Below are 22,997 nucleotides of genomic sequence, written 5' to 3'. Positions count from 1 at the left end.
AATGGCCACGAACTACGCTCAGGCTGTGCGCAGGGGCGCACAATCAGCCGGTCGATTGTTGCGACAGCTCGGAGTCAAAGATCAGATTGAACAATCTGGCGGTGCCATCAATGTGTTTTCAGCGATTTCGAACCTGGACGTGCCCTTGCTGTTCCGACCTCTCGACGGCTTGCTTGGGGCCTTCCTGAACTTTCCGACACGAGGCATCCTCGTTACGACACAGCGCCCGCTAAGCATCCAGCGGTTCACGGCGGCGCATGAACTTGGCCATTGCATGTTGGAACACCAGCCAAGCCTTGATGACGAAAACATCCTACGGCGTATGACGATGAATGAGCAGCCCGGACAAGACCTCCAAGAAGTCGAAGCGGATGGTTTTGCTACTGCTTTCCTGATGCCAAAGTGGCTGATAGCCAATCACATGAAACGGCAGAACATAACTGTACCTCATCTTCGGCGACCGAATGTCATCTATCAGCTCAGTCTCCGGCTTGGAGTGAGCTACGAAGCGTTCTGTTGGACCCTCGTGCGCTATCGTATGATCGATCCCAAACAAGTACGAGAACTACTGTCGATGCAGCGGCGCGCTCTCAAAGAGGCCCTGTTGGATGGTCACCGTCCAACGAATTACCGGGGCGATGTTTGGCTTTTGACCGAACGTGATGCCGGGACACGGATTGATGGTAGCCGGAATGATCTCTTCATCTTGAAGCTGACTGAGCATAGCAATGGTGGTTACCTTTGGAACATTGATGAGCTGCGCGATAGCGGCTTCGCTATTGTTCGGGATGAGGTTCTCGAGATTGAGACAGAAAGCGTTGGCGACCCTGGCGTTCGACGGGTGACGGCGCAACCACCAGAGGATTATCGTGGGCGCTTGGTACTCGACGAGGCCCGTCCGTGGGATCTTGCACAAGCACTAACGCGGTTAGAACTAGAACTTGATTTCACCGGCCCTGAAGAAGAAGGACTGTCGCGTGTTGAGCGTCGTGAGCGGCTGATGATGGAGGCCGCATAAGGTGTCAGTGGTAGTAGAGGTAGATTTACGTGGGCAATTTGGGCCTGTCCGGGACCAAGGAGCGCGTCCGACCTGCTTGGCTTTTGCAGCGAGCGACGCCCATGCTGGATTGCGGGACGGTTGGGACCCGCTGTCCTGTGAGTATGTGTTTTATCATGCGCAGCAGAGAGCGGGGCGGCCGCCGACCAAAGGTGCGTTCTTGAACGACATGCTGGCGACGCTAGCGAATGAAGGACAACCGGAGGAACAAGGTTGGCCCTATCTTCCAACATTACCAAATGATCTTTCTCTGTATCGCCCACCGATCGGCGTCGGCGCTTTATATGGTCGCGAAGGTGAACAGCCACTGCAAGATTTGGATTTGATCCGCAAGGCTTTAGACCAGAAGAGGCCCGCGATTGTCTTGTCGACGCTCACGCGACGGTTTTTTCATCCACCAAATGATGGAATGGTTGTACATGACGACCGGGATCAGGCTTTTCCCGCCCCGCGACACGCTGTTGTCGCGGTGGGTTACGGCGACCATTTGGGTCAATCTGTCATTCTCATCCGCAACAGTTGGGGAACCAAGTGGGGAATGGCGGGTCACATTTGGCTCGCTGAGGATTATCTGCGTCGGCACATGTATGGATTGGCGTTGTTGAAGGAGGCGTGCAATGTCCCCGATCGTGCTGTCGCAGCCTAGCTGCGTTGAAACTTGGAGGGAAGCCGTGCGTGCCGTCGATGCGGCACCTGGCCATGAAGCGCACAATGTCATTTTGACGATAGAGAGTCCAACTACTGGTGCGCTACTCAGCGACGACAGAGTGGCCGCCGTCGATCAGTTCTTACGCCGCCACGACAAGTCTGTGCGCACGATCTCGAACACTATTTTCCCACAAGCGCTTTACAACCGGCATGGTGCGCCTGAGTTTTTCGAAGCTTTTCACGAGCGTGTCCTGCCCACAGTGCGCAAGAAAGAGCGTTGGTCTGGATATTACTTCGAGCGCATGAGCCACTGGCCAGGAGCGCCAAACGACAACCCACTCTGGGATATCGTCACGCGCATGCGCACACTCACAACAAAGAACAAGTATGAACTGGCGTTGTTTGATCCTGCTCGCGACATCGATAACTCGCCCTATGGCGGGCAGTGCCTCAGTTTTCTGAGTTTCAAGCGCTTGCCGGGTCCGCGAAAGACCATCACCCTGACCGCCCTCTACCGGAACCACTACTACATTGAAAAGCTTCTCGGAAACTTGATCGGTTTAGGTCAGCTTATGGCCTTCGTTGCGCAAGAGACCGACCAGGATGTTGGTCCCCTCACGATCATTTCGTCACACGCCACAATTGATCTTCCGCGCACCTGCGCTGGTGGCGCGACAACCCGCAAAGACTTGCAGGCGCTTCTCGATGAGTATGACGCGCTGCCTCAGAAGGCTGATCAAGCAAACTCGGCGAATGGTAACGTTGCTTCAGTTGTGGCTGCCGTCGCTGGTGCTAAGTCATAGATTTCTCGAATACCGGCGATAAATTCTGCCTGACCGCCATAGCTCGGGTGGCGCACGACTGACACGTCTGTCGAAAGATCTGCAAGAGCCATTCCAGCATCGCGACCGATGGCCACCAGTTTGCGGGGTTTCAACAAGTCCAGTAGCGCCAGCATGAAAGGCCAGGTGGCTACACGTTCTGATTTCTTGTGGCAGCGGTTAGTCATCGCGTCGCCTGGCGCATGTGGATGGAGCGGGAACACGTTCCAGAGCATAACAGGCTTTCCTATGACGCGTAGTTGCCCCCAGGTAATAGTGGCGGTCCGCTCAGCAACCGGTGCCCCAATCGTCGCGCGGACAAGCGGCGCACCTGCAAACAGACATGAGGCGTCATTCAGATGCGCCTCGTCCGTAAGCGGAACTCCTGTGCGTCTGCCACCCCGATAGCCTAGGTCGCGGGCGACCCAGATTGTGTCTGCTTCGCCCTCAAGACAGGCTTCTAGACATCGCTGTAGGTTGGTTCGACGCCGCTTGGCTGCTTCGGGGACATCATGCACAGGGCAGTTGTCGCGGTAAGGATTGAACGTGTTGTCGAGGGTGATCTCGCTCAGCGCATCCACAAAATCTGCTGCTGTTTTCATGTAATCGGCTCGATGTCGAGGCGGCGGTTGGCCATGTCGATGATAATGGTACCGCGGCGGTTTTCTCTGAGGTATCTGAAAGCTGCGTAGCCTTGCAATATGGCTTGTTCCCACAACCATGCGGGGCATTCGGCCGACTCGTAACCGGACACGAATTGGCGGACTTGTTTGAGTAAGTCGAACGGAAGGTCACCGGGGGCGAGACCCTCAAAGAACTTCATGTTCATAGCTTGCCCGAAGATCCAAGTGGCAACGCCCTCTTCGATAAGCGTCGCGCGTGCTCCATCCTGCGCCTCGTCAATCTTCGGTTGGCTCTTCCGCTTGAGCCGGAACAATGAACGTGTGACTGGAGACCAGCCCAAAACAGCCACGTAGGCATAGTGAAAAACGTCATGGAAGCGGTAGTCATCTGGCGTCATGGCGTTGTCAGTCAGACGGTCACCTATGTTCAGACCATGGCACGTTTGGAAGACGTAATTTTTTCCTGAAACAGAGCGCTCAAAGATTTCGATCTTGAGGTGCCGAGGCAATTGCTCTTCTCGAGGAGCGTCTTCGTCAAACAGTTGAGGGTAATTCTTCTCGACCGGCCAGCGATCGAGCGTCTTGTGGCGATTTTTGACTGCGGCCGCTTCTAGACTGACACCTGCCTCATTCGCGGCTCTAATGAGTGTCTCCAAGATTGAAGCAAGGCGGGGTCCAAGGCGGCGACGATCATGACTTAGGTCACTTGCGGCATGTTCATCCATCAAACGGCCCACTGCGGCGGCAAGTTCGATCAGGGTCTTCTCGAAAGCCTCTGTTGGCGTTTTTGGTGGATCAATGATCGAGGGTTGTAGTGCATCGAACGTGAGCGGTTCGTCGGACGCCGATGACCAAGGCTCACCTCCTTGGTGTAGGTTGGTTACAATGTCTGCGAAAGGCACACCCCCCTTGCTCGCAACAAGATTGAAGTACCACAGCACATCTCCGAGCTCTTCGTTGACGGCCTCTGCATAGGCCAAATAGGAGACCTTATCCCGTTGCTTTTTCTTTACCTCTGCAAGAAGGCTGCCAACCTCCCCAAATAGACCAAGAAGTGGAAAATTTAGCGTGCTGTCACCACGTCGTCTGTCAGTGCCAATGGCTTCACGTGAATACTGTTGTACTGACAGCGGAACAAAATCATCAGCCATCGCTCTCCCCTAAATATGTATGATGCCTTGTCGACGGCTCAATATGTTGTTGTGGATTCACAATGAATCGGAATGTCTCGCGAAGCAATGACGTTCGCTGTGAAGTACGAAAGGCTACGTTCAAGTGCCCATTCAAAACGCCTGTCATTCGTCACCTTTCCTGTGTTTCAGGACGAGGAGGTGCAGGACATCGCCGGAACCATTTCTCCGTGAGTTGCCTGCAAGGACAAACTCGAATGAAGGTAGTAGGCCGTCCTTCATCGCGAGATTGCTCGTGGTCGCAAAGACGCCACTTCCGTCTGCAAGCCGCAGTACTTCCGCGACCAGCGTTCTCGCTAGGCCCTGTCGAGAGTAATTAGGCGAAACCGATACATAGCCAAGCTCATACGGATATTCGTCATCAGCTAAAGGAAAATCTGCCCTCACAGCTGATTGAAGGCCAGTTCGATATTGGATTGACGGTCGCTTTAGGGCATCGACGCCGACTGCCTGTCCGTCAAGTTCAGCAAAGACGATCCGAACTCCCGGTCGTACTATGCCTAGCCGAACATAGTATTCGTCAACGGCGCCACCTGCGCCAACCAAATTGACGAAAGCGTCAATTTCTTCATTGGTGGCTTTTGAATCGCAAAGGTTCCGGAATTCGTACATGTTGACTGATTTCAAACCCCAAGATGAAGAAACAGTAGGTCAAGCGCCCGTCATTTGGAAAGCCGCACTGCGGCACGGACTGACGTGCTGGAAGTCATTTTCGGGTCGTGGTTTCAGCGGCTAGGGGAGGCAGGCTGGAGCAGGCGCCCGGTCTTCGAGTTGGTGCTGTTAGCTATCGCTTTGCGCATCCGCTCGGTCGGCGTCTTGGCCGGTGGGTTGAGGTGCGCGAGCGGCGCTCCGAGCGCCTTGGCGATGCGTGTCAACGTGTCGTCTCGGCCGGCACCATTCGGTCCGGCTTCGATCCGTGCAATTGCCGCCTGAGTCACGCCGACTTTGCTTGCAAGCACCGCTTGGGTCACGCCTGCATGGCGCCGCCACGCAGCAACTGGGTTGAGTCCCAGCTTCAAATACTGTTCGACATCGTCAGGGATATTCATAGTTTCCTCTTCCATCTTTGCCACCGCGCGCTCGGCAAGAGAGCAAACTGCGTCCCAGTCTTTGCGCCGAACAACCACCATTTCCGTCCCGTCAGGTGCTACGAAACCCTGCGCTTCGAACTCCAGCCACTCTGCCATAGGTACTCCATTAGCTAGATCGCAACATAACAGATATTTGGAGGAAATCAATAATAATGTTGTTTTTGTGATATTGGGTTGTTAGACCGCCTGGATACTTATGCGGTGATCTACGATGCGGTCATTGGCGCTGCCGCAAAAAAAGCGCCTAAAGTCCCTCGACCTGTAAGTTCGCTAGACACCATATTTTGCGGCTAAAGCGGATGGCGGCAGAACGAGTTGCGGCCGCAGCACTCATAAGGAAGGTCGAGTGACCGGTTTGAGCCGTTCACCGCCTGCCGAGGCGACCCAACCTTGAAAGCTGCGCAAGCATCCGAGCGCTAGTCCCGGTCCCGTCGCTGGCAGGAGATGCGGTTGCCCCGCCCGCAGTATTGGGTCGGCTTGGCAACGCTTGCACACCGAAGAATTGGCGCGCGCGCAGGGCTGCGTATTCCGCACCCGTTGCGCCCCCGATTGCGTATCGGTTGTAGACCTGCTGGCTACCTGCAAGCCCTCGGGCAAAGGCATAGCTGCCGCCGAACCCGGCCGAGAGAGCTGGCATCATGATGTTGCCGGAGATCGCCCGAACCAGGAATGGCGTAGCTATGATGAAACCCTTGGCCATCAGCACCATCATGAAGAACGGAATCAGCGCGCCGATGTTGGAGGCGCCTTCCGGGTCGCCCAGCTCAGCAAGTAGCGCACGCGAGACTCCTGTGATCGTTGCGAACACACCGGCAACAACGATGGGGTACATCGCAAAGGAAATCAGCGCCGAAAGCCAGCGCGCGAAATAATCCTTGGTCACTTCAAACAGTGTCAGGAAGATCATGACCGGCGCGATCCCGATAAGTAGAGCGATCATGAGCCTGGACGCAACGACTATGAAAGCCGCCAAGCCACCGAGGATCGAGAGCAGCAAAACGCCAAGTGTGTCCAACAGGGCACCTGCCATCCAGTTCAGTTCAGACCCCGCGGCATTCAGATAGTCGCCGAGTGCCGCGATCAGGTCATCGAACTCCTCTGCAAAGGTGCCGGATGGGCCGGGTGATCCACCACCGACAGAAGCCACGAGCGACCCGGCAATGCTGTCGATCCCGTTCAGGATCGCCGCAGCAAGGATGTTGAACTGTACCCAGTTGGTTGCAAATGCGCCTATCAGCGCGACCTTCACGGCGAGCCAAAAGGCCGTGCACCCGTCCATGGCGCGATACTGGTAGATCGTGTTGATGAAAACCAGAATGACAACGAGCGTAGTGCCGAGTACCAGCATCGTTCCGACTGTTGCGGCGACCGCACCGAATTGCGTCTCGGCGGCGGTATTGAGATAGCCTTCAGCCGTTTCGACGAAGTAGGTGACGACACTCATGGAGACCTACCAGTTCCCGGCGGCTTCGCAGATTGGCATGGCTTCGCGTCGAATCTCATTTGCTTGGCGCCGGTATTGGGACGTCGCTTCCACGATGTCCCAGTATTCAGATGCGGCGAAATGCTCGACGAAGACGCCTTCGGCTGTCTTCCAAGAAGGATACCGCGTTGGACATTCACAGCTTTGGGCTTCAACGATGCGTTGCATGCTTTGTGCTCGGTAGATTTGCTGAATCAGCAGCCGTTTGTGGCCCTCGCGTACATCGATATCTTTCATCCACTGTGGCTCTGGAGGCTGGTCGGGACAAACATCTGGCTCGTTGTCGAGCGTTGGGATTAGGTTCCGTTCAGCGACGCCAGCGGTTGCGCCAAGAACGACGAGCAGGCTTCCGATTGCAACGGCTCGCATCATTCTGATGCCGCCTTCGTACCAGCAGTCTCGCGCTTCAAGAACGTGGTGTAACCGTAGTCTCCTGCCTCGGCGGTGATGACTTCCCACCCCTCCGCGCCGCGCTCATTTAAGGCACTTCGCATCGCGTCGTAGTCCTTTTGCTTCTTCACCTGGAAGAACAGGACGTCATACTCAAAAGTTTTCATTCGGAGGCTCCAATCTCGGTTGCGCCGGGGAGGTAGAATTCGGTGATGCCGCGCTTGCCGTCGTGGCGACCGGCCTGGATGATCACATCGATGGAGTTCTTGATGTACTGGATCATGTCCGAATAGGTCATCGGGATCTCGGTCTTGAGTGCCGCGATCGCGAGCCGCTGCACGGCCAGTTGCGGGGTCTCAGCGTGCAGCGTGGTCATGGACCCGCCATGGCCGGTGTTGATGGCTTCGAGAAAGGTCATGGCCTCCTCGCCGCGCACCTCGCCGAGGATGATCCGGTCGGGGCGCATCCGCAGCGTTGCGGTGAGCAGCACATCGGCGGTCTGGAACTCCGCGTCGCGATTGGCGATGAGAGTCACGGCATTTGGCTGAGTCGGCAGAAGCTCAGCCGCTTCCTCGATGGTGACGATGCGTTCCTCGGACGGCACGTGGGAGAGGATCTTCCGCGCAGCGACCGTCTTGCCGGTGGAGGTGCCGCCGGAGACGATCATGTTGAGCTTGTTGTCGACGCAGAAGGCCAGGGCATCGTCGATGACGCCCGCCGTCACGACCTCGCGCAGTTCCTGGGTTTTCTCGAGGCGCAGTTCCTCGAGTTTGCGTTCCTTGCCGTAGAGGAAATCGAGCGCGATCCCGTCGAGCGGCAGGCTGGAAAAGAACCGCAAGCTGATCGACATGGCTGAGAGCACGGCGGGCGGGGTGATGACCTGTGCGCGGATCGGGCGACCCTTGTAGGTGATCGAGACCGAGACGATGGGGCGGTCCTTGCTCATCGTGGTGTTGGCGGAGGAGGCGATCTGGTTGCCGAGGTCCTTCACGTCGGTTGCGGTCAGCATCTGGTCTAGTTTCCGCATGAAGTGATCGCCCTGGAATTCGCCCCAACAGGTCCCGTCGGGATTGATGCAGATCTCGATGACATCGTCGCGGGCGGCGGCGTCGATCCGATCAAGCGAGGTCTGGAGATAGCTCAGCGACATGGGCTCAGAATATCTCCAAATCGCGGTCGACCATCACCGTGACGCGCGCGCCCTGGTCGACATAGATGACGGGTCCGATCGAAAGGTAGTCGCCAATGACGCTGTCGGTGGCATCGGCGAGATCATCGCCCAAGTCTTCGAGAACGTCGGCGGCAGTCTCGCCTTCGACATTGGAGGCGGCGGCGTTCGGCGCGGCGGATATCAGAGAGATCAGCGCGGCAGAGCCAAAACGCTCGTCAAATCTGGTATCGACAAAGCCGGTCACACCGGAGCGGCCAAGTTCGTCTCCTCCGAAGGAACTGATCTGGACGGTCTGGTTGTCGGGCAGGACGATCCGATCCCAGGCGATCGTGACCCGACGTTGTGCGATATCAACGCCGGATCGATAGCGCCCGATAAGACGGGAGCCGCGTGGGATCAGGAGCCGGGAACCGTCGAAGCTGAAGACGTCTTCGGAGACCACGGCGCGGGTCTGGCCGGGCAGAGAGCTGTCGAGAGCGGTTTCCATGACGGCCTGGATCATCGTGCCCTGGACAATGGTGTTCGACGGATTGGCGATAACCTCGGCCTGCGTGACCGACGTGGGCAGCGCGCCGTTCAGCACGAAATCCGTCACCTCTCCGAAAGTGCGTTCGGACAGAGCCGTCTCATTAGCGCCCGAAGTACCGCCAAAGGCGATGGTGGGCGAGGTGATGCGGCTTTGCTGAAATGCGCGTTCCTCGGCTGCGCGGCGCTCGAGGTCCGCAAGCCGTCTTGCTTCCTCCTCGAGGAGCATGCGTTCTTCTTCCCGCGCCCGCAACTCGTCCTCGGTGGGACCGACGGGTGCCGGAAGGGGGCGGTTGGCTTCGAGCTGGGCCAGCTCGAGATCCATGCGGAGTTGCTCCAGCTCGCGATCGCGCGCTGTGAGCTCGTCGCGAAACTGCTGTTGCGCGGCTTCCGAGGCGGACTGCAGGGCGGCAATCTGGGCGGTCAGCGCATCGATGGCTTCGGCGGCAGTCGTGTCTTCTTCGACCACTGGTTCTGGCGCGTTGCGCAATTCCTCGATCTGGGCCTGAAGGGCGGCGAGCTGCGCTAGAAGCTCGGAATTCGGCTCCCCCGGTTCCGGTGCAACAACGACCTCTTCAGTTTCCGGAGGGAGCAGGGTTTCGATCGCGCCAAACCCGTCGCCTTCGTTTTGGAACACGTCCGGCGTGGCCGTGGGCAGGGCTTCCTCTTCTTCGGGTTGGGAGAGGAGATAGAATAGGGCACCGCCCGCGCCGATCACGAGGATGACGACCAAAGCGAGCAGCAGTGAGCGCCGCGGGGCAGCGAGTCGACCTGTTCCTTTGCCTTGTTCGAGAGCAGCGAGACGTTTTTCGAGATCTGTGTTTCCGGCGTCGCTCATGATCCAACCCCCGCCGGCGGTGTGGCCTCGATACAGACCACCTCTTCCCCGATCCGCAGCACCCATTGCCGGTTCAGCCCCGAGACCCGGATCACGCCATCCTCAGTGGCCTGCGTGTTGACCGTCCGCTCACGGCCATTTGCGTAACGGAAGATCGCGGGCGCCGGCGCGTTCCGCGGGAATTCGAAATACGTAAAGGTTCCATCATCCCAGACACGGATGGGTGTGAATTCGGTGCGCGCGCTGGCCCCGTAATTGTAGTTCGGCGCTTGTGCCGCGATGGCACGGCCCTTGCGCGTGTGGTCGTCGGGATAGCGGAACTGTACCACGTAGAAGGTCGGGCTGCGGGTCTCCTGGACGTTGAAGTAATAGCTTCGCCGGTTCGTGTAGACCGTTACGTTGGTATGAACCTCGCGCGCGACGGGTTTGATCGCGAAGGCCTGACCGCCCGGCACGCCATCGATCTCGAAGCCTTCCGTGTCGCCCGCAATGATCGAGCGGATGCTCTCGCCTTCGCCGAACTCGACCGTGGTGACATGGGTGAGCGAAACGCTCAGACGGTAAACCTGGGCTTCCTGGTAGGTGGCCAAGCGCACCCGGTTGTCATTGGGCCCGCCGCGCGGGATGGCTTCGGCGAAGGCGAGGTCCGGCAGGAGGGCCATCCAGAAAGCGAACAGGCTGAAGCGAAACACGGTCAATTCTCCAATCTGTCGGAGCGGATGGAATATTCGAGCACGGTGAAGCCGAAGGGATTGGTCCAGACCTCATCGATGGAGCGGCGGGTCTCGGGACGGAACTCGAAGAGAAGCGTGGCGGTGAAGAGCCCGGTCTGGGTGCCGTTGATGGAGGTCAGACGCTTGCGCAGGCGGACCGTCGCGCGGTTGGTTCCGATGCGGTTGATGCTGAGGATTTCCACATCGAGCCGGGCATTGGGGCCATAGACCGTCGGTGGATAGGTCTCATTGGCGCTGTTCCAGATCTGGCGTAACCCGCTCTCGGCCGCCCCGTCCGACCGGCGCAGAACACTGCGGATGCGCAGATCGTTATCGAGCTGGTTGTAGACCTCACGGTCGGTCACGTAGCGGAAGACTTCTGCTTCAATGATGGCTTGATTAGCTGTGACAGAAGTCGCGCCCACTGAGGCTTCGGGCAGGGCAAAGCCCGTTTCAGGATCATAGGGCACAACCACCGGGGGAGGATCGACATCGAGGATCGCTACAGCCGCCGCGCTCAGGCATCCGAGGATGCCGAAGATCAAGCCGATGAGCCCAAGCCGCTGCCAGAGCCGTTCGCGGCGCAGGGCACCATAGACCAGCTCTTCTTCGATGATGTCCTGTTCACTCGCCACGCGTCACAACCCTTGATCAGTCTGCCCGCAGGTCCGGCAAGGTGAAATCCATGAAGCGCTGCTCCTCGGCAATTGTGGCGGCATCGATGATGCCGCCCGTGCCGTCGCCCACGGTTTGCACCGCTTCGAGCTGCCACATGGCAACGAGCGCGATCGCCAGTTCCGCCGTCACGCGCGTGTTAAGATCGACGCTTTCCTTCAGTTCATCCATGTCATCGATCAGCCCGACGAGACGGTCGACCCGTTCGAGCGATTGGCCAGCATCCTCGTAACTGTTCTGGGCCGCCGCCGAGACGAGCGCGCCGGTCGTGGCTTGCGTCGCCACGCGATTGGCCCCGGGATTGCCGCTGGTCGCCATTTCAGAAAGTGTATCTTCGTCAAAGCCGAGATCGGCCAGCACTCGATCCATCTGGGTTTCGATCTCGCCCGCGCCTGAGCCGGAGAGCCCCGAGAAATCCCCCGTCTTGATGGCCTCGATGGTGGCAAGGATGTCGCCGAACTCCTGGTCGAGCAGGCCGTTCAGCTCGTCCTCCATCTCGGTGCGGATGATTTCCGGCAGTTCGGCAAGCCGGGTGAGCGCTTCATAGGTGCGTTGCAATTCGCCAAGTTGGTCCGTGAGTGTCGCAAGCTGTTCGCGGAGCTGCGTCAGCTGCTCATTTTGCAGGATCTCGTCTTCGATCATCTGCCGGAGCTGCTGGATATTTTGCGCGATGTTCTGGGTGTCGACGACTGGCACGCCTTGCGCCAGGGAAGGGGACAGGCTGCCGAGATGCAGGCCAATCCCGAGTGTCGTGGCCAAGGCCGTTCTCATGAGCAAACGTCCCATCAGTCAATCTCCCTGATCTTAAAATCCATGAACGCGTCTTCGGCCATGCGGGCGCTGGCCTGCGCCAGCTCCGCTGCCGAGAGCACGCGGGTTCGCGCCGCCTGCAGCCGGATGCGGGCAGCGACGAGACGCACGAGTTCGGCGCGGGCGTAGGTGTTGAGCGCGATGCTTTCCTGCACATCTTCGGTTGTGGAAATCCGCTCGACGATGTCCGCAATGCGCAGGGCGGCCTGCCGGATCGCCGCAGGGGAATTGCTTCCATAGAAGGCCGCGCCATGCCCGGTAAACGAGAGGTTGGCATTGGCGAGAAGCGCGGGATCGATCGTGCCGAGCGCTTCGATCCCACCGATGCGGCTCAGGTAGAGGTTGTAGCGTTCGGGGATGACCGTGACGTAGTTCTGGGTCTCAGCGAAAGGCGGCACCCCACCATATTCGAACACGCGACCGGGTCCGGCGTTGTAGGCCGCGAGCGCGTTGATGATATTTCCGTCGAAGGTGTTGAGTTGGGTCGCGAGATAGCGCGCGCCACCATGCACCTGCAGGTAGGGGCTATTATAGTATTCTGGATTGATGCCGAGATCGCTCGCGGTGCCGGGCATGATCTGGGTGAGGCCGAAGGCGCCGACCGGAGACCGGGCGCTGATGGTGAAGCGGCTTTCCTGCCAGATCAACGCCTGCAGCAGGGCGCGCCATTGGACCGGCGAGAGACCCGCGCGCGCCACGCCTGCAAACCCGCCGGTCTCCTGGGCCACGCGGATGATGAGCTGCTCGATATTCTCGGCGGCATCCCCGAACATCTGCGCGCCGCCGGGATTGGGATCGATCTCGGCATTTCCATAGACGGCTTCGACAGAACGTGCGGGATCACCGCTGCCGTTCTCCAGCCCCGAGACCATAGCCGGCAGGCCCTGACCGCCAAAGCTGGTCTGGGCATCGAGGATGCGCTGCAGGGTATCCAGCTGCTCGCGTTCGATCTCGGCGATGAGTTCGCGCACGGCGAGCTTGTCGGCCTGCAGGGCCAAGTCGGCCTCGCGATCGCCTGTTTCGACGATATCGCGCGCAGTCAGCCCGGTGTCATTGGTCGGCACGCCTTGGGACAGGGCGAGACTGGGCAGTAGGCAAAGCGCGAGGATATGACTCAGCTTAGACCTCAACTTCACCCTCCAGAGCGCCAAGCGGCGTGAAACTGCAGCCCGGCGCGACGGCGGCCGTCGAGGCCTGGAAGGTGAAGCAATTGGCCTGCGGTTCCTGGTACTGGGCGCAGGAGGCCAAGGCGCTGAGCGCAGCGAGCAGCAACAAAATGCGTGTCATGAAAGCCTCCAGAAATCAGGACGGTCGCGGTAATCGGCGCCGACGAGCGTCTCACCTTTCTCCATGCCGCCGAGGATGGTGAGATTGGGCCCGAGGGCGCTCAAATCGGCATCGACGACGATGGAGCCCTGGTCGTCACGGATGAGCGCAAGGCGGCTGTCGCTGCCGGTGTTAAGAAGCACGTCGAGTTCCTTCTCATAGAGATTGAGCATCGCGTAGTCGGCGGCATGGGCACGGATGTTCGGGAGCAGGATTTGCGTCGGCACCGCTTCGACGATGGTCTTGCCGGTGCGCGTGCGCTCGAGCTGGCTGGCGTATTGCGTCATCATGACCGCGACGGTGTTTTGCTTGCGTGCGGTCACGAGCCAGTTCGACAGCCGTTCGGCGAAGTAGGCGTTGTCGAGCGCCTTCCAGGCCTCGTCGATCACGATGATCGTGGGGCGGCGGTCTTCGATCTCGCGCTCGACCCGTCGGAATAGATAGGAGAGGACGGCCATGCGTTCCTTCTCGGCCTCGCTGTCGAGAATGCCGGTGAGATCGAAGCCCACCACATCGCCCTCGAGCGAAAACGTATCTTCCAGCGTCTGCCCGAAGATCCAGCCGTAGCGGCCCTCTTCGGTCCATTCGAGCAATCGCTGGTGTAGATCGCCGCCATCGTCGGTCGAAACGAACAGCGATGCGAAATCACGCCAGTTCCGCAAGGCGGGGTTCGTGGCCTGTGCGTTCTGGCGCACCACTTCCTGGATGCGGTTGGTCTGCGCAGGCGTCAGCGGCTTGTCGGCACGGTAGAGCAGCGTGGCGAGCCAGTCCGAGAGCCAGGCAGTGCCGCGACTATCGGTTTCAGTCCAGAGTGGGTTGAGGCCTGTGGGCTGCCCAGCTTTGAGCGATGCGTAGCGCCCGCCATTGGCGCGCACCGCCATCTCCATGCCGAGACGGTAATCGAAGACGAAGATCCGCGCCTCTGCGCGACGGGCTTGCGTCATGAGGAAGGCCGAGAGGACCGACTTGCCTGACCCGGGTCGCCCCATGATCAGGGTATGCCCGCTGGTCGGTTCTTTGTCGGGGCTGCCTTGTTCGTGATAGGAAAACCGATAGGCGCTCTGTTCTGGGGTGGGCAGATAGGTGATGACCTTGCCCCAAGGGGTTTTCTCCGCAGGCTTGCCGAGCTGGGTCCGGTGGAATGCCGCGAAATCCGCGAAATTGCGATTGGTGATCGCACTGGCACGCACGCGCTTGGGCTGGTTGCCGGGATGCTGGCTGAGATAATGCGCTTTGGCGGCCACGCGCTCGCCGATCATTTTTACGCCTTCAGCGGCGGCGGCGTTGACGATCTCGGCGCTGAGGGTCTGCAGCTCGTCTAGTGTATCGCAGAAGATCGTCACGACCATGTGGTGCTCGCCGAAGCTCTGGCGTTTGGCCTCGAGATCGTCGGCGGCGATGTCGAGGGCTTCCATGAGCGAGAGGGCCGCGTCCTGGCTGGCCTGCATCTGGCGTTTTTGCCGCTTGATGCGACCCGCCATCAGGTTCGAATTGATCGGTGTGAAGGAATGCGTGACGATCATGTCGACGGGCAGGTTCAGCATGTCGAACATGGTGCAGGAGGTGACTTCCGAATATTCCCCGATGGTGAAACTCTTGCCGTAACGATGCCCCACGACGCCTTCGGAGAGCTCGAAGTGATCCCCCTGAAACGTCACGCGGGTATTGGCGACGTTGAAGGACAGGAAGCCGAAGGTGTTCGCCGGATAAAGCGGCAGTTCCTGGCCGGTGTTGAGGGCTCCCAGAAAGCCGATGAGTTCGCCGCTTTTGGCGGTTAGCACGCGCGGATTCAGCTCCGTCAGGCCTGCCAGGAAGACACTCACGGCCTCGCCCAGACGGCGCAGGCGCTTCTCGGTTGCTTCCTTGAGGCGATCCGGCGCGCTGCGGTTCAGGAACGGCAGGACGCTTTTCGGAGGCGGGCGATGGATCACCGTGAGGGTCAGGGTCTTGTCGCGCAGGCCGCTGGTTTCGAGTTTCGCGTGCCAGAGGCGGTCAACTTCTCCAGCAAAACTGTCCTCGCGCACTGGCTCGAGGTCCGGCGTGATCGCCTTGGAGACCTTGTGGACATAGTAGCTGAACTCCGGCCCCAGCTGCGCGATGATCCGGGCAAAGAGCGCGGTCACCTTGTCGAGATAGGCATCATCCGTCGTATAGCTGTTGACCCCATCGAGCCGGATGCACTGGAAGAGCTCGTTGACCCGCGTCCGCACCGTTCGGTCATCGACCAGACTGACGTAAGGAAGCATATGCGCGAGGCGGGTTTCGCGGGCATACCAGTCCGGCGTCATGGTCCGGGTATCGAGGGCTTCGTCGAGAACTTCACTATGGCGCATAGCTGTCCCCGCCATGGATGGAGCGGTTCCGCGTCGGCGGCGTCTCCTGCAGTGCCGTCATCATCACGTCGATAAAACGCGGATCCCAATCGGCGGCCTTCCAGAGCACCGGGTAGAGCAGAGCGGCCACGCCCAGTATCGCGATATGCTGGACCCAGACGAACAGGAGCACCGAGCCGAAGAGCCAGACCATCGCATACATGATGGGCAGGCCCAGAAGCTTCGGCGGCCGCACGAGGCCGAGAAAAAGGGGTGACCGTTCAGCCACCGCCAAAGACCGCGGCAACGATGGTAGGAGCGGCGGCAACACCGGCGATCCCGACAAGCACCCAGAGCGCCTGGCGCAGATCGATGATGTTGAAGAACCAGCTTAGGAAGACGCCTAGAACGGCGAGCGTGGCGATAACAACGCCGAGCGGCCCGGTCAGCGCATCGACGATACCTTGTAAGAGGCTCTGGATCGGGGAGAGATCGATGCTCTGCGCGAGGGCCGGTTCTGCAATGAGCAGGAAGAGCGCAAGCGAGGCAATAAACCCGTTAGATGTATGTCTCATGAATTTGATCCTTCCAATCGGACCACGACGGCCATGACACGGGCCACGTGGTTCTGGGTTTCTCGGTAGGGGGGAATGCCGCCGTGCTGGCGAACCGCGTCTGGGCCCGCGTTGTAGGCTGCGAGCGCGAGCCGAGGATCGCCGAACGTTTCCAGCATCATCGCGAGGTAGCGGGCAGACCCGTCGAGATTCTGAAGCGGGTCATGCGGGTCAACGTTCAGAACGCGCGCCGTTGCGGGCATCAATTGACCAAGGCCGATGGCACCCGCATGTGAGATCACATTCTGCCGGTAGGCGCTCTCGACCTCGATATTGGCGCGGTAGAGGGTCAGCCAAGCTCGGATCGAGAGCTCCGCGCGGCGCAGCCCGGGATGCCCTGCGTAGCGAAGGGCGGTGACCTCAATGGCCGTGAGAACATCGGCGCGGGGCAGGGGAGCAGGCCGCGAGAAGGCTGCTAGCTGAACGTCATCTGGCTCAGCGTCCCGTTCGCCAAAGATTGCCAGATCGTCGGATGCTGACCCCTGACCGATGCCGTCATTGTAATTGCGGGCAAAGCTGTCTTGGGAACGCGACGGGGTCAGAGAGCCATCGTTCTCCATAACCAGTACCATCTGCGCAGTGGCGGGACCCGCCAGAAACCAGAAAAGGAAGAGGCTACTAGCTGCTGCCTTTGTCGGTCGCAGCCAGCTTTTGCGTAGTCCGCTGACCTTTTTCGAGTGGCACATCGGCGTGGGAGAAGCCGATGCCGATGAGGAAGGACACCACGCCGGTGATCGTCTTGAACTCGCGGATCTTGATGTCGTTATAGGTCGTCCGGGTACGAGCTGTAACCAGCAGCTTCTCAACGCCCTCGTCAGACACAACGCGCATGATCCAGACCCCATAGTAGCTGGGGCCCTTCTTGTGTGCCGACTCCTGGCAGAGGAGTTCAGCGCTGTAGCCACTTTCCACGAGTTCGCGGAAACGTGCCTCCGTAACCACATTTGGTGCTTCTATGTCCCAGTCCATGGCCCGGCTCACGCTCTCTACAAAGGCGCAACCCCCGGCATTCCTACTTGAAGCCTAAGGTTACGATAGTATATTATTAGCCGCAAGATATATTGCAGTAGATACGGCTGTATCTCGCCTACACAGACACTAGGCCTGCCGCCATATGTGTATCAAGGAAACTAGAGCTTTGAGAACCCGACTGTTGAACGTCAAGCTCTCGACGAAAGCGCTTATCTTCGTGGCTTTCTGTCCTGGAGCAGGTACTGCGGCCACCTGCAGTGCTCCGGTTCGCCCTTATCTTCCAAATGATTCGCAAGCAGCGCGCGACTACGCCGACATCATCCGACGGGACTTCGAAACCTATATCTCAGACATTCAGGGGTACTTTCGCTGCCTCGATTTGGAACGAGCTCGTGCATTTGAGGAGGCAAGGGAAGTAAGTCAGGAGTACGGGAAGTTTTTGAGAGATTTAGGCGAAGATTAAGCTCAATCGTTGTTCGATCTAATGGTGATAAAAGGGTGTCGCTCAATATCCGTGCCGGGCCTGTCAAACCACAAAGTTGACCTGTCGCCCGTATCCCACAAGTATTCGACTCCGACCGTGCGTCCTGTCAGCCTGCAGACCAATCGGCAGACAGCTTCAGCTTCAAGTGACGTATCGTCAAACGAGCGCATCATTTTCTCCCGGCTATTCAAGATCTGCATGCCTTGCTGGACTCCCAAAATCCCGCTAAGAGAGAGTCTAAGTGTAGGCTTCTCCCTAAACGCGAAATAAACGATCAAGGCGAATCCGAGCTCGATAAGCTACTGAAATAGAGAGCTAAAATTTTTATCAGCAGTCCGTTTCTCGAAAGTTTTTTCGCGAAAACCTAAACGAAGGTCCGAAGATGGTTCACATCGACGAGAATTTCGTGACGAGGCCGCTCGGCAGAGCCCTTGATTTCAAGGAGCTCTTTCAAGCGGCAATATCTGCCCGCGCAGGTCTTTCTCCCTCGAGACCAGGTGAAACAAGCCCAGAGTGGACACCAAGTAAGTTGGCGGATGCGATCTTGGAGGCAGATCCAGAAGGTCGCGGAGTGGATGTGCGGACGGTACAGAATTGGTTTCAAGACAATGATAGGGGGATCAGCTCCGAGAACATTGCTTGTCTGGCCCGCGTTTTTGGCAAGGGCGATCCGGACGCGGTTGCAGCATGGAGAACAGAACTCAGAGCGGCCAACAAGCGACTGGCTTCGAAGCGCAGAGCGCGCCGCGGTAGCGACGATGTCTCGGTGACAAGTGAGGACCCAAACGGCATCATTTCCACCTTTGGCGAGGACGATCGGTCGCAGGGCCGACGAGGCGGCTTGGCCGAACTGTCAGAAAGAATGTTCACAAACACAGAAGGCTTTGGCGTCGCTGTCGTCGTCTGGGCCGGTTTTTTCCTTCTGTGCCTGATGACATTTGTCTTCGAAAACCATGATATAACGTACGCCGCGCGGCCTGACCTTATTAAACAGGTCGGTTTTTTCTGGTCTCTTAGTTGGCCGGTAGAATGTCTTTTGCTATATCCCACGTCGTTCTTGCTCATTGCGCACCTTGTGGCTTTCTGGAAACGGGCGTGCCGAGCCACGTCAAACGATGAAAAACAATTTTCCAACTGGAACGAACTAATAATCAGCTTGCGATTGCCTTTTTGGATCGTGGCCTTCGTGTCATTCGGCTTGGTGTTTTTGGTTCAGTGGAGCGGCGTTTACCTGCGCGGCCTTACACAAAGCGACAGGCCAGGCCTCATTGATTGGGTGCTCGTCGCCCGGGTTCGCCCTGACGTCGTTTCGTTTTGGGAAGCGCTGGTCGCCTCCCTTTTTGCATTCTCATACTCTGGTCTGATCTATTGGTTCTATTTTACAGGATTTCTTTTGTTGTTTGCTGTCTGTCACGATTACAACAAAAGGACCACGTCATCTGATCCAGCGCTAAGTGCCGGTTCTTCGGAATTCATTGGTGAGAAACTCCAGAGGGGCATCTTCCGCTGCACTGTCATTGGCATTTTCGCCGCCACAGCAATCCAACTCAACGCGATCTATTTGAAGTCTGACGGCTCAACCAGCTTAAGTTGGCTGATTAACGACTTAGCCGTAGCAGTGGATTGGCGTTCCGCAGAGTGGTCATTTCTTGATCAGTCTTCGGTATCCTCGCTAACCAGTTCGATACTGCTGCTTTTTCATGTGGCTTTGTACGGTATCTGCACAACGAAAGTTCGGTCAGCCGTGCGTGCAACGCACATGCGAAACCTTGGAGCAGAACGCGTGGTGGGCAACGAGAGTAGCGAGCGCAGGAGGATGCGTCATGACACGCCGCTCGTACAGCTTTGCATTTTGGGCCTTTTGTGTTTCAACTTTGCTTTGCTAGGCCGATTTGTAGGTTTCACGCTCTTGTTATGCGCATCACTACTCATCGCCATCGTGGCCATCTGCCGGCCCGAGAAACACCCTGAGCTTCAACCTAGTGTGGAGAAGTAGGTGTGAAGTCGGTGGATTACATGAGCAATAAGCAGGGCATTGCTTTCGTTGTCGTATCTATGGCTACGTTCACGCTCGAGGACATGTTCATTAAGTTGTTGTCGAGCCATATACCCGTTGGTCAATTGCTCTGCATGTTCGGGCTTGGAACAGCTTCACTTTTTGCGGGCATTATGTGGTTCAGAGGAATTCGGATTGATGAACCGGGCGCGTGGGAAAAGGTACCACTTGCGCGAACGCTCTGCGAGGCCGGAGCTGCTTCAACATTTTACTTGGCCCTTTCGAAAGTTGATCTGACCCTTGTGGCAGCTGTTTATCAAGCTGTACCACTTGTGATCGTGCTCGGGGCATTTTTGTTTCTCCGGGAGCAGGTCGGATGGCGAAGGTGGTTCGCAGTGCTTATCGGATTGGCTGGAGTAATGCTCATAACGCAACCTGGACTCGCAGAGTTCGATCCGAATTCACTTTGGGCCGTTGTATCTATGCTGTTTGTAGCTGGCAGGGATTTGGTTACTCGGAAAGTGCAGAAACGCCTGTCCTCTATCCTGATATCGTTTCAAGGCTTCCTAGTACTTATTCCTACAGGAGTACTTTGGCACTATGGGATGGGGGAGGCTTTGGTTCCAGTTTCTCGATATCATCTAGTCTTCACAGTTGGGGGCGTAGTGTTTGGCGCCATCGGTTACTACTGTATCGTTCATGGTATGCGCTTGGGAGAAGCCTCAGTGGTTGCACCCTTCCGATATAGCCGCATCCTGTTCGCAATTTTGGTTGGCACCATTGTCTTTGGTGAACGCGTTGACGCGCTTACACTATTTGGTATCGGGCTCATCGTTTCGGCGGGACTGTATGCGTTCGAGAGAGAGGCCAGGAAAGGAACTCGGGCGCGGATTTGATCGAATGGTGTACTTGCTCCGTGTCCCAGTCTGAGCGTCGAACTAGTAGTTAACCTGCTCGAACCCGTAGTTGCCATCATAGTCTTGCCAGTCGACAAATACCGACCGATTATAAAGGCTTGGGCAATTCAAACCCCAATCTTCAAGTCCAACATGTGCATCGGGTAGGGCGGTTGGTTTAGAAATTGCCCAAGCGAACTCACCCTGCGTACCATATGTGCCCAAATAGACCAGAGCGTCGCGCCTGCATTGCTCGTTTTCTCCGACTTTTCTCTGGGATGCGTAACGCACGTCGAACACTCGAATGGAGCGCACAAAATTAAACTCAGGTCCGCTGATATCGATGTCCGCGCGATCGGCTGTGAGACGCAGCGTCAAAACCTTCTGCACAAGGTCTGTCTGTGCTTTGCCTGAGTGCCGAAAAGCGTCTGATGAGTTTGCGTCGAAGCTGCGCTCTAGATCTGGCAAAGATTGGCTTTGCTGAAAGTCGTCCTCATGGAACAAGACGTCAATGACCCGCTCCGCTCGGCCGGACTGACGGTCGGTCTCATGGGATGCACCCATTGGACAGCGCCAGATTTGCAGCGGCGGCTCGACCGGCCAAGGTGTAATCCGTCGGATAAATTCGGCGCGTGCTCGCGCACAAGGCGCCGAAGCCGGCCAGCCACCGGACAGACAAAGGAGGATCGCGCAGTCAATCGGATACGTTTGTGCGCGCGTTCCCGTGGGCAGCGAAAGACTGGTCAATGCCAGGACGATTGCCAATGGCGACAGGAACTCCCGGAAAGGTTTTTGCATGCTGAGAACCTCGACAAGTCCAAATCAGCATATATGCAAAAATATACTTTTGCAACGCAAAGTATATGTTGCAACCAAGTAGAAATGTCACCGGCTCTGCAAAGTAGAAATGTCCCACCCGGGCGCTGAGGGGAGCAAAGCCTGACAGGGCGGAGACCTCAGATATCGCAGCCCTGGCTGGCTTTGCTGGCCTCCTTGGCCCGCCGGGCGGCCAGGGAGTTCCAGCCGTCATTGCGGCGGCCATTGGGCTTGTAACGGGAGCGTTGCTTGCCGGCGCGGCGTTTCTTTGGTGGGGCCTTATCCTGTTCTTCTTTGATGAACTCGAGGACGGCACCAAGACGCTTGTTCTCGGTGATCGCCGCGTGAGTGACGCGCTGGTCCTTGTCAAAGACGGAGTAGGGGAGCGAGACACCCTTCCAGCGGAACTCCAGTCGACCATCCGGAAACTCATAGCTGTCGACATACCTGCCGGGCAGGCCGCGCGTGACCTCGTTCTCTGCGAGGATGATCCGCCGGCGGTCGTAGGAGAAGGCCAGTTGGTTGCCGACATAGCGCTCGTCGCGCCAGCACAGTACATCTACCAACCGATCCGGCCCGGTATTGAGAGGCCGGTGCAGGTTGTCCGGGCACCGCGGGGTCTTGGCAAAATTGGCGTTATAGCGCTCCATGAACGTTGGTAGGAATGCGTTGGCCGCTTCCATGTCCGAGATGCCTGCCAGCCGTAACTCCTTCACCAGCCGATCCTGCAGCGTCCGGTTCGCGCATTCGACGCGGCCCTTGGCCTGGCTGCTGTTTGCGCAAAGGATCTCGATGTTCAACTCGTTCAAAGCACGGCCAAACTGGGTCATCCCGTGGCCGGACTTGGCACCTTGTTGGGCAACACGGAACACCGTGTGTTTGTCGCTGTAGAACGCCACGGGGCGTCCATGTTCATGCAGATACGTTTCCAGCGCGCCGAAGTAGCTGAACGTGCTCTCGGACGTCACGAACTCCAGATGCATCAGCGTGCTGGTCGCGTCATCGATGAAGACAAGCAGGGTGCAGACTGGCCCGCGATCCTCGAACCAGTGATGATCTGAGCCATCAATCTGGATCAGCTCGCCATAGCATTCCCGGTGCAACCGCGGTTGATGGAACGTGCGGCGCTGCTTGCGCGAAAGCCAGATACCAGCGTCCTGCATCCACTTGCGCAGCGTCTCGCGCGACACCTTCAGCCCGTGATCTTCGTGCAGCTTCTCAGCCGCAAAGGTCGGCCCAAAGTCGATGTAGTTCTCACGCACCAGCGTCACCGCGAACTCTCGGACCGCCGGATCGATCCGGTTGTTCGAAATCCGGCCGCGCGCCCTGTGCCGGATCGCCGATGGACCCTCAGCCTGAAACTTCTTCAGAAGCCTGTGAACCTGCCTGCGGCTCAATCCCAAAACGTTCGCCGCAGTTGTTGCCGTCATCTGGCCTTGTGATACCTGACTCAACACCTCGACCCGATTCAGCTCGCGCTCGCTCATCAAAATCCATCCCATGCCCATACTCTCTGCCTGTTCTCATTGGGGCAGAGTGTGACACT

26 protein-coding genes are annotated in these 22,997 nt (G+C 58.0%); 5 read left to right on the top strand and 21 right to left on the bottom strand.

The annotated features are described in order from the left end of the window. Position 1: 1 nt before the first annotated feature. The 3 genes from XM53_RS20135 to XM53_RS20130 all read left to right on the top strand — a co-directional run bounded on the left by XM53_RS20135 (position 2) and on the right by XM53_RS20130 (position 2,508). A complete protein-coding gene (locus XM53_RS20135) occupies positions 2-1,018 on the top strand; it encodes an ImmA/IrrE family metallo-endopeptidase (protein ID WP_082631151.1) in 1,017 nt (338 codons plus the stop codon). A 208-nt stretch (positions 1,019-1,226) separates the two neighbouring features. Beyond that, entirely contained in the window at positions 1,227-1,703 is a 477-nt protein-coding gene (locus tag XM53_RS22770; RefSeq protein WP_236544582.1) for a C1 family peptidase, read from the top strand. Continuing rightward, complete coding sequence (locus XM53_RS20130) at positions 1,675-2,508, top strand: thymidylate synthase family protein (RefSeq protein ID WP_082631150.1); 834 nt, start codon at positions 1,675-1,677, stop codon at positions 2,506-2,508. Before XM53_RS22770 ends, XM53_RS20130 begins: the two co-directional genes overlap by 29 nt. Here XM53_RS20130 and XM53_RS22765 read toward each other — a convergent pair. The 19 genes from XM53_RS22765 to XM53_RS20055 all read right to left on the bottom strand — a co-directional run bounded on the left by XM53_RS22765 (position 2,442) and on the right by XM53_RS20055 (position 17,256). Beyond that, entirely contained in the window at positions 2,442-3,128 is a 687-nt protein-coding gene (locus XM53_RS22765; RefSeq protein WP_082631149.1) for a uracil-DNA glycosylase, read from the bottom strand. The genes XM53_RS20130 and XM53_RS22765 overlap by 67 nt on opposite strands. Further along, positions 3,125-4,300, bottom strand: a complete 1,176-nt coding sequence (locus XM53_RS20125; protein ID WP_057796609.1) for a nucleoside triphosphate pyrophosphohydrolase family protein — start codon at positions 4,298-4,300, stop codon at positions 3,125-3,127. Before XM53_RS20125 ends, XM53_RS22765 begins: the two co-directional genes overlap by 4 nt. Before the next feature lie 144 nt (positions 4,301-4,444). Next, entirely contained in the window at positions 4,445-4,951 is a 507-nt protein-coding gene (locus tag XM53_RS23235) for a GNAT family N-acetyltransferase (RefSeq protein WP_144435629.1), read from the bottom strand. 113 nt (positions 4,952-5,064) lie between these two features. Continuing rightward, positions 5,065-5,526: a helix-turn-helix domain-containing protein gene (locus XM53_RS20120; protein WP_057796608.1), complete on the bottom strand. Its 462-nt coding sequence runs from the start codon at positions 5,524-5,526 to the stop codon at positions 5,065-5,067. 268 nt (positions 5,527-5,794) lie between these two features. Beyond that, positions 5,795-6,874 carry a type IV secretion system protein gene (locus tag XM53_RS20115; protein ID WP_057796607.1) on the bottom strand — a complete coding sequence of 360 codons (1,080 nt, stop codon included), beginning with the start codon at positions 6,872-6,874 and terminating at the stop codon, positions 5,795-5,797. Positions 6,875-6,880: 6 nt separating this feature from the next. Beyond that, positions 6,881-7,285 carry a hypothetical protein gene (locus XM53_RS22760; protein ID WP_082631148.1) on the bottom strand — a complete coding sequence of 135 codons (405 nt, stop codon included), beginning with the start codon at positions 7,283-7,285 and terminating at the stop codon, positions 6,881-6,883. Continuing rightward, on the bottom strand, positions 7,282-7,470 hold the full coding sequence (locus XM53_RS20110; RefSeq protein ID WP_057796606.1) for a hypothetical protein: 189 nt from the start codon (positions 7,468-7,470) through the stop codon (positions 7,282-7,284). The genes XM53_RS22760 and XM53_RS20110 overlap by 4 nt, the downstream gene beginning before the upstream one ends. Further along, positions 7,467-8,453, bottom strand: a complete 987-nt coding sequence (locus tag XM53_RS20105; protein ID WP_057796605.1) for an ATPase, T2SS/T4P/T4SS family — start codon at positions 8,451-8,453, stop codon at positions 7,467-7,469. Before XM53_RS20105 ends, XM53_RS20110 begins: the two co-directional genes overlap by 4 nt. 4 nt (positions 8,454-8,457) lie before the next feature. Then, complete coding sequence (locus tag XM53_RS20100) at positions 8,458-9,837, bottom strand: TrbI/VirB10 family protein (protein WP_057796604.1); 1,380 nt, start codon at positions 9,835-9,837, stop codon at positions 8,458-8,460. Further along, a complete protein-coding gene (locus XM53_RS20095; protein ID WP_057796643.1) occupies positions 9,834-10,499 on the bottom strand; it encodes a TrbG/VirB9 family P-type conjugative transfer protein in 666 nt (221 codons plus the stop codon). The genes XM53_RS20100 and XM53_RS20095 overlap by 4 nt, the downstream gene beginning before the upstream one ends. 32 nt (positions 10,500-10,531) lie before the next feature. Beyond that, complete coding sequence (locus XM53_RS20090) at positions 10,532-11,185, bottom strand: virB8 family protein (RefSeq protein WP_057796603.1); 654 nt, start codon at positions 11,183-11,185, stop codon at positions 10,532-10,534. Positions 11,186-11,201: 16 nt separating this feature from the next. Continuing rightward, positions 11,202-12,011: a type IV secretion system protein gene (locus XM53_RS20085; RefSeq protein ID WP_057796602.1), complete on the bottom strand. Its 810-nt coding sequence runs from the start codon at positions 12,009-12,011 to the stop codon at positions 11,202-11,204. Continuing rightward, positions 12,011-13,099 carry a lytic transglycosylase domain-containing protein gene (locus XM53_RS20080; RefSeq protein ID WP_057796601.1) on the bottom strand — a complete coding sequence of 363 codons (1,089 nt, stop codon included), beginning with the start codon at positions 13,097-13,099 and terminating at the stop codon, positions 12,011-12,013. The genes XM53_RS20085 and XM53_RS20080 overlap by 1 nt, the downstream gene beginning before the upstream one ends. A 55-nt stretch (positions 13,100-13,154) precedes the next feature. Then, a complete protein-coding gene (locus XM53_RS23610; RefSeq protein WP_201455453.1) occupies positions 13,155-13,322 on the bottom strand; it encodes a hypothetical protein in 168 nt (55 codons plus the stop codon). After that, entirely contained in the window at positions 13,319-15,709 is a 2,391-nt protein-coding gene (locus tag XM53_RS20075) for a VirB4 family type IV secretion/conjugal transfer ATPase (protein ID WP_456238908.1), read from the bottom strand. The genes XM53_RS23610 and XM53_RS20075 overlap by 4 nt, the downstream gene beginning before the upstream one ends. Beyond that, entirely contained in the window at positions 15,684-15,962 is a 279-nt protein-coding gene (locus XM53_RS20070) for a type IV secretion system protein VirB3 (RefSeq protein ID WP_057796642.1), read from the bottom strand. Before XM53_RS20070 ends, XM53_RS20075 begins: the two co-directional genes overlap by 26 nt. After that, positions 15,955-16,248 (bottom strand): TrbC/VirB2 family protein, encoded by a 294-nt coding sequence (locus XM53_RS20065; protein WP_057796599.1) that lies wholly within the window; start codon positions 16,246-16,248, stop codon positions 15,955-15,957. Before XM53_RS20065 ends, XM53_RS20070 begins: the two co-directional genes overlap by 8 nt. Next, positions 16,245-16,859 (bottom strand): lytic transglycosylase domain-containing protein, encoded by a 615-nt coding sequence (locus tag XM53_RS20060; RefSeq protein ID WP_057796598.1) that lies wholly within the window; start codon positions 16,857-16,859, stop codon positions 16,245-16,247. The genes XM53_RS20065 and XM53_RS20060 overlap by 4 nt, the downstream gene beginning before the upstream one ends. A gap of 46 nt (positions 16,860-16,905) precedes the next feature. After that, entirely contained in the window at positions 16,906-17,256 is a 351-nt protein-coding gene (locus XM53_RS20055; RefSeq protein WP_057796597.1) for a hypothetical protein, read from the bottom strand. 869 nt (positions 17,257-18,125) lie between these two features. On the opposite strand from XM53_RS20055, the gene XM53_RS20050 reads away from it, so the two are divergent. Further along, positions 18,126-19,739, top strand: coding sequence for a hypothetical protein (locus XM53_RS20050; RefSeq protein WP_057796596.1), 1,614 nt, complete (start codon positions 18,126-18,128; stop codon positions 19,737-19,739). A gap of 20 nt (positions 19,740-19,759) precedes the next feature. Then, entirely contained in the window at positions 19,760-20,635 is an 876-nt protein-coding gene (locus tag XM53_RS20045) for a DMT family transporter (protein ID WP_057796641.1), read from the top strand. Positions 20,636-20,677: 42 nt separating this feature from the next. On the opposite strand, the gene XM53_RS20040 is transcribed toward XM53_RS20045, so the two are convergent. Together XM53_RS20040 and XM53_RS20035 are read right to left on the bottom strand one after the other, a co-directional pair. Further along, entirely contained in the window at positions 20,678-21,433 is a 756-nt protein-coding gene (locus tag XM53_RS20040; protein ID WP_201455452.1) for a hypothetical protein, read from the bottom strand. Positions 21,434-21,591: 158 nt separating this feature from the next. After that, positions 21,592-22,953, bottom strand: a complete 1,362-nt coding sequence (locus tag XM53_RS20035; RefSeq protein WP_057796640.1) for an ISNCY family transposase — start codon at positions 22,951-22,953, stop codon at positions 21,592-21,594. Positions 22,954-22,997: the final 44 nt, after the last annotated feature.

Source organism: Roseovarius atlanticus, from assembly GCF_001441615.1.
GTDB lineage: Bacteria > Pseudomonadota > Alphaproteobacteria > Rhodobacterales > Rhodobacteraceae > Roseovarius > Roseovarius atlanticus.
The sequence above is the reverse complement of the archived record's forward strand: the minus strand, read 5'-3'. Positions and strand labels throughout refer to the sequence as shown.

What these genes read in the sequence shown, in the direction of transcription:
- XM53_RS20100 (WP_057796604.1), bottom strand. Translation starts at nt 9,837, where the DNA reads ATGAGCGACGCCGGAAACACAGATCTCGAAAAACGTCTCGCTGCTCTC.
- XM53_RS20130 (WP_082631150.1), top strand. Translation starts at nt 1,675, where the DNA reads ATGTCCCCGATCGTGCTGTCGCAGCCTAGCTGCGTTGAAACTTGGAGG.
- XM53_RS20045 (WP_057796641.1), top strand. Translation starts at nt 19,760, where the DNA reads ATGAGCAATAAGCAGGGCATTGCTTTCGTTGTCGTATCTATGGCTACG.
- XM53_RS20095 (WP_057796643.1), bottom strand. Translation starts at nt 10,499, where the DNA reads ATGGCCCTCCTGCCGGACCTCGCCTTCGCCGAAGCCATCCCGCGCGGC.
- XM53_RS20105 (WP_057796605.1), bottom strand. Translation starts at nt 8,453, where the DNA reads ATGTCGCTGAGCTATCTCCAGACCTCGCTTGATCGGATCGACGCCGCC.
- XM53_RS20055 (WP_057796597.1), bottom strand. Translation starts at nt 17,256, where the DNA reads ATGGACTGGGACATAGAAGCACCAAATGTGGTTACGGAGGCACGTTTC.
- XM53_RS20120 (WP_057796608.1), bottom strand. Translation starts at nt 5,526, where the DNA reads ATGGCAGAGTGGCTGGAGTTCGAAGCGCAGGGTTTCGTAGCACCTGAC.
- XM53_RS20040 (WP_201455452.1), bottom strand. Translation starts at nt 21,433, where the DNA reads ATGCAAAAACCTTTCCGGGAGTTCCTGTCGCCATTGGCAATCGTCCTG.
- XM53_RS20050 (WP_057796596.1), top strand. Translation starts at nt 18,126, where the DNA reads ATGGTTCACATCGACGAGAATTTCGTGACGAGGCCGCTCGGCAGAGCC.
- XM53_RS23610 (WP_201455453.1), bottom strand. Translation starts at nt 13,322, where the DNA reads ATGACACGCATTTTGTTGCTGCTCGCTGCGCTCAGCGCCTTGGCCTCC.
- XM53_RS20075 (WP_456238908.1), bottom strand. Translation starts at nt 15,709, where the DNA reads ATGGCGGGGACAGCTATGCGCCATAGTGAAGTTCTCGACGAAGCCCTC.
- XM53_RS20060 (WP_057796598.1), bottom strand. Translation starts at nt 16,859, where the DNA reads ATGGTACTGGTTATGGAGAACGATGGCTCTCTGACCCCGTCGCGTTCC.
- XM53_RS20110 (WP_057796606.1), bottom strand. Translation starts at nt 7,470, where the DNA reads ATGAAAACTTTTGAGTATGACGTCCTGTTCTTCCAGGTGAAGAAGCAA.
- XM53_RS20085 (WP_057796602.1), bottom strand. Translation starts at nt 12,011, where the DNA reads ATGGGACGTTTGCTCATGAGAACGGCCTTGGCCACGACACTCGGGATT.
- XM53_RS20125 (WP_057796609.1), bottom strand. Translation starts at nt 4,300, where the DNA reads ATGGCTGATGATTTTGTTCCGCTGTCAGTACAACAGTATTCACGTGAA.
- XM53_RS22770 (WP_236544582.1), top strand. Translation starts at nt 1,227, where the DNA reads ATGCTGGCGACGCTAGCGAATGAAGGACAACCGGAGGAACAAGGTTGG.
- XM53_RS22760 (WP_082631148.1), bottom strand. Translation starts at nt 7,285, where the DNA reads ATGATGCGAGCCGTTGCAATCGGAAGCCTGCTCGTCGTTCTTGGCGCA.
- XM53_RS22765 (WP_082631149.1), bottom strand. Translation starts at nt 3,128, where the DNA reads ATGAAAACAGCAGCAGATTTTGTGGATGCGCTGAGCGAGATCACCCTC.
- XM53_RS20065 (WP_057796599.1), bottom strand. Translation starts at nt 16,248, where the DNA reads ATGAGACATACATCTAACGGGTTTATTGCCTCGCTTGCGCTCTTCCTG.
- XM53_RS23235 (WP_144435629.1), bottom strand. Translation starts at nt 4,951, where the DNA reads ATGTACGAATTCCGGAACCTTTGCGATTCAAAAGCCACCAATGAAGAA.
- XM53_RS20115 (WP_057796607.1), bottom strand. Translation starts at nt 6,874, where the DNA reads ATGAGTGTCGTCACCTACTTCGTCGAAACGGCTGAAGGCTATCTCAAT.
- XM53_RS20035 (WP_057796640.1), bottom strand. Translation starts at nt 22,953, where the DNA reads ATGGGATGGATTTTGATGAGCGAGCGCGAGCTGAATCGGGTCGAGGTG.
- XM53_RS20135 (WP_082631151.1), top strand. Translation starts at nt 2, where the DNA reads ATGGCCACGAACTACGCTCAGGCTGTGCGCAGGGGCGCACAATCAGCC.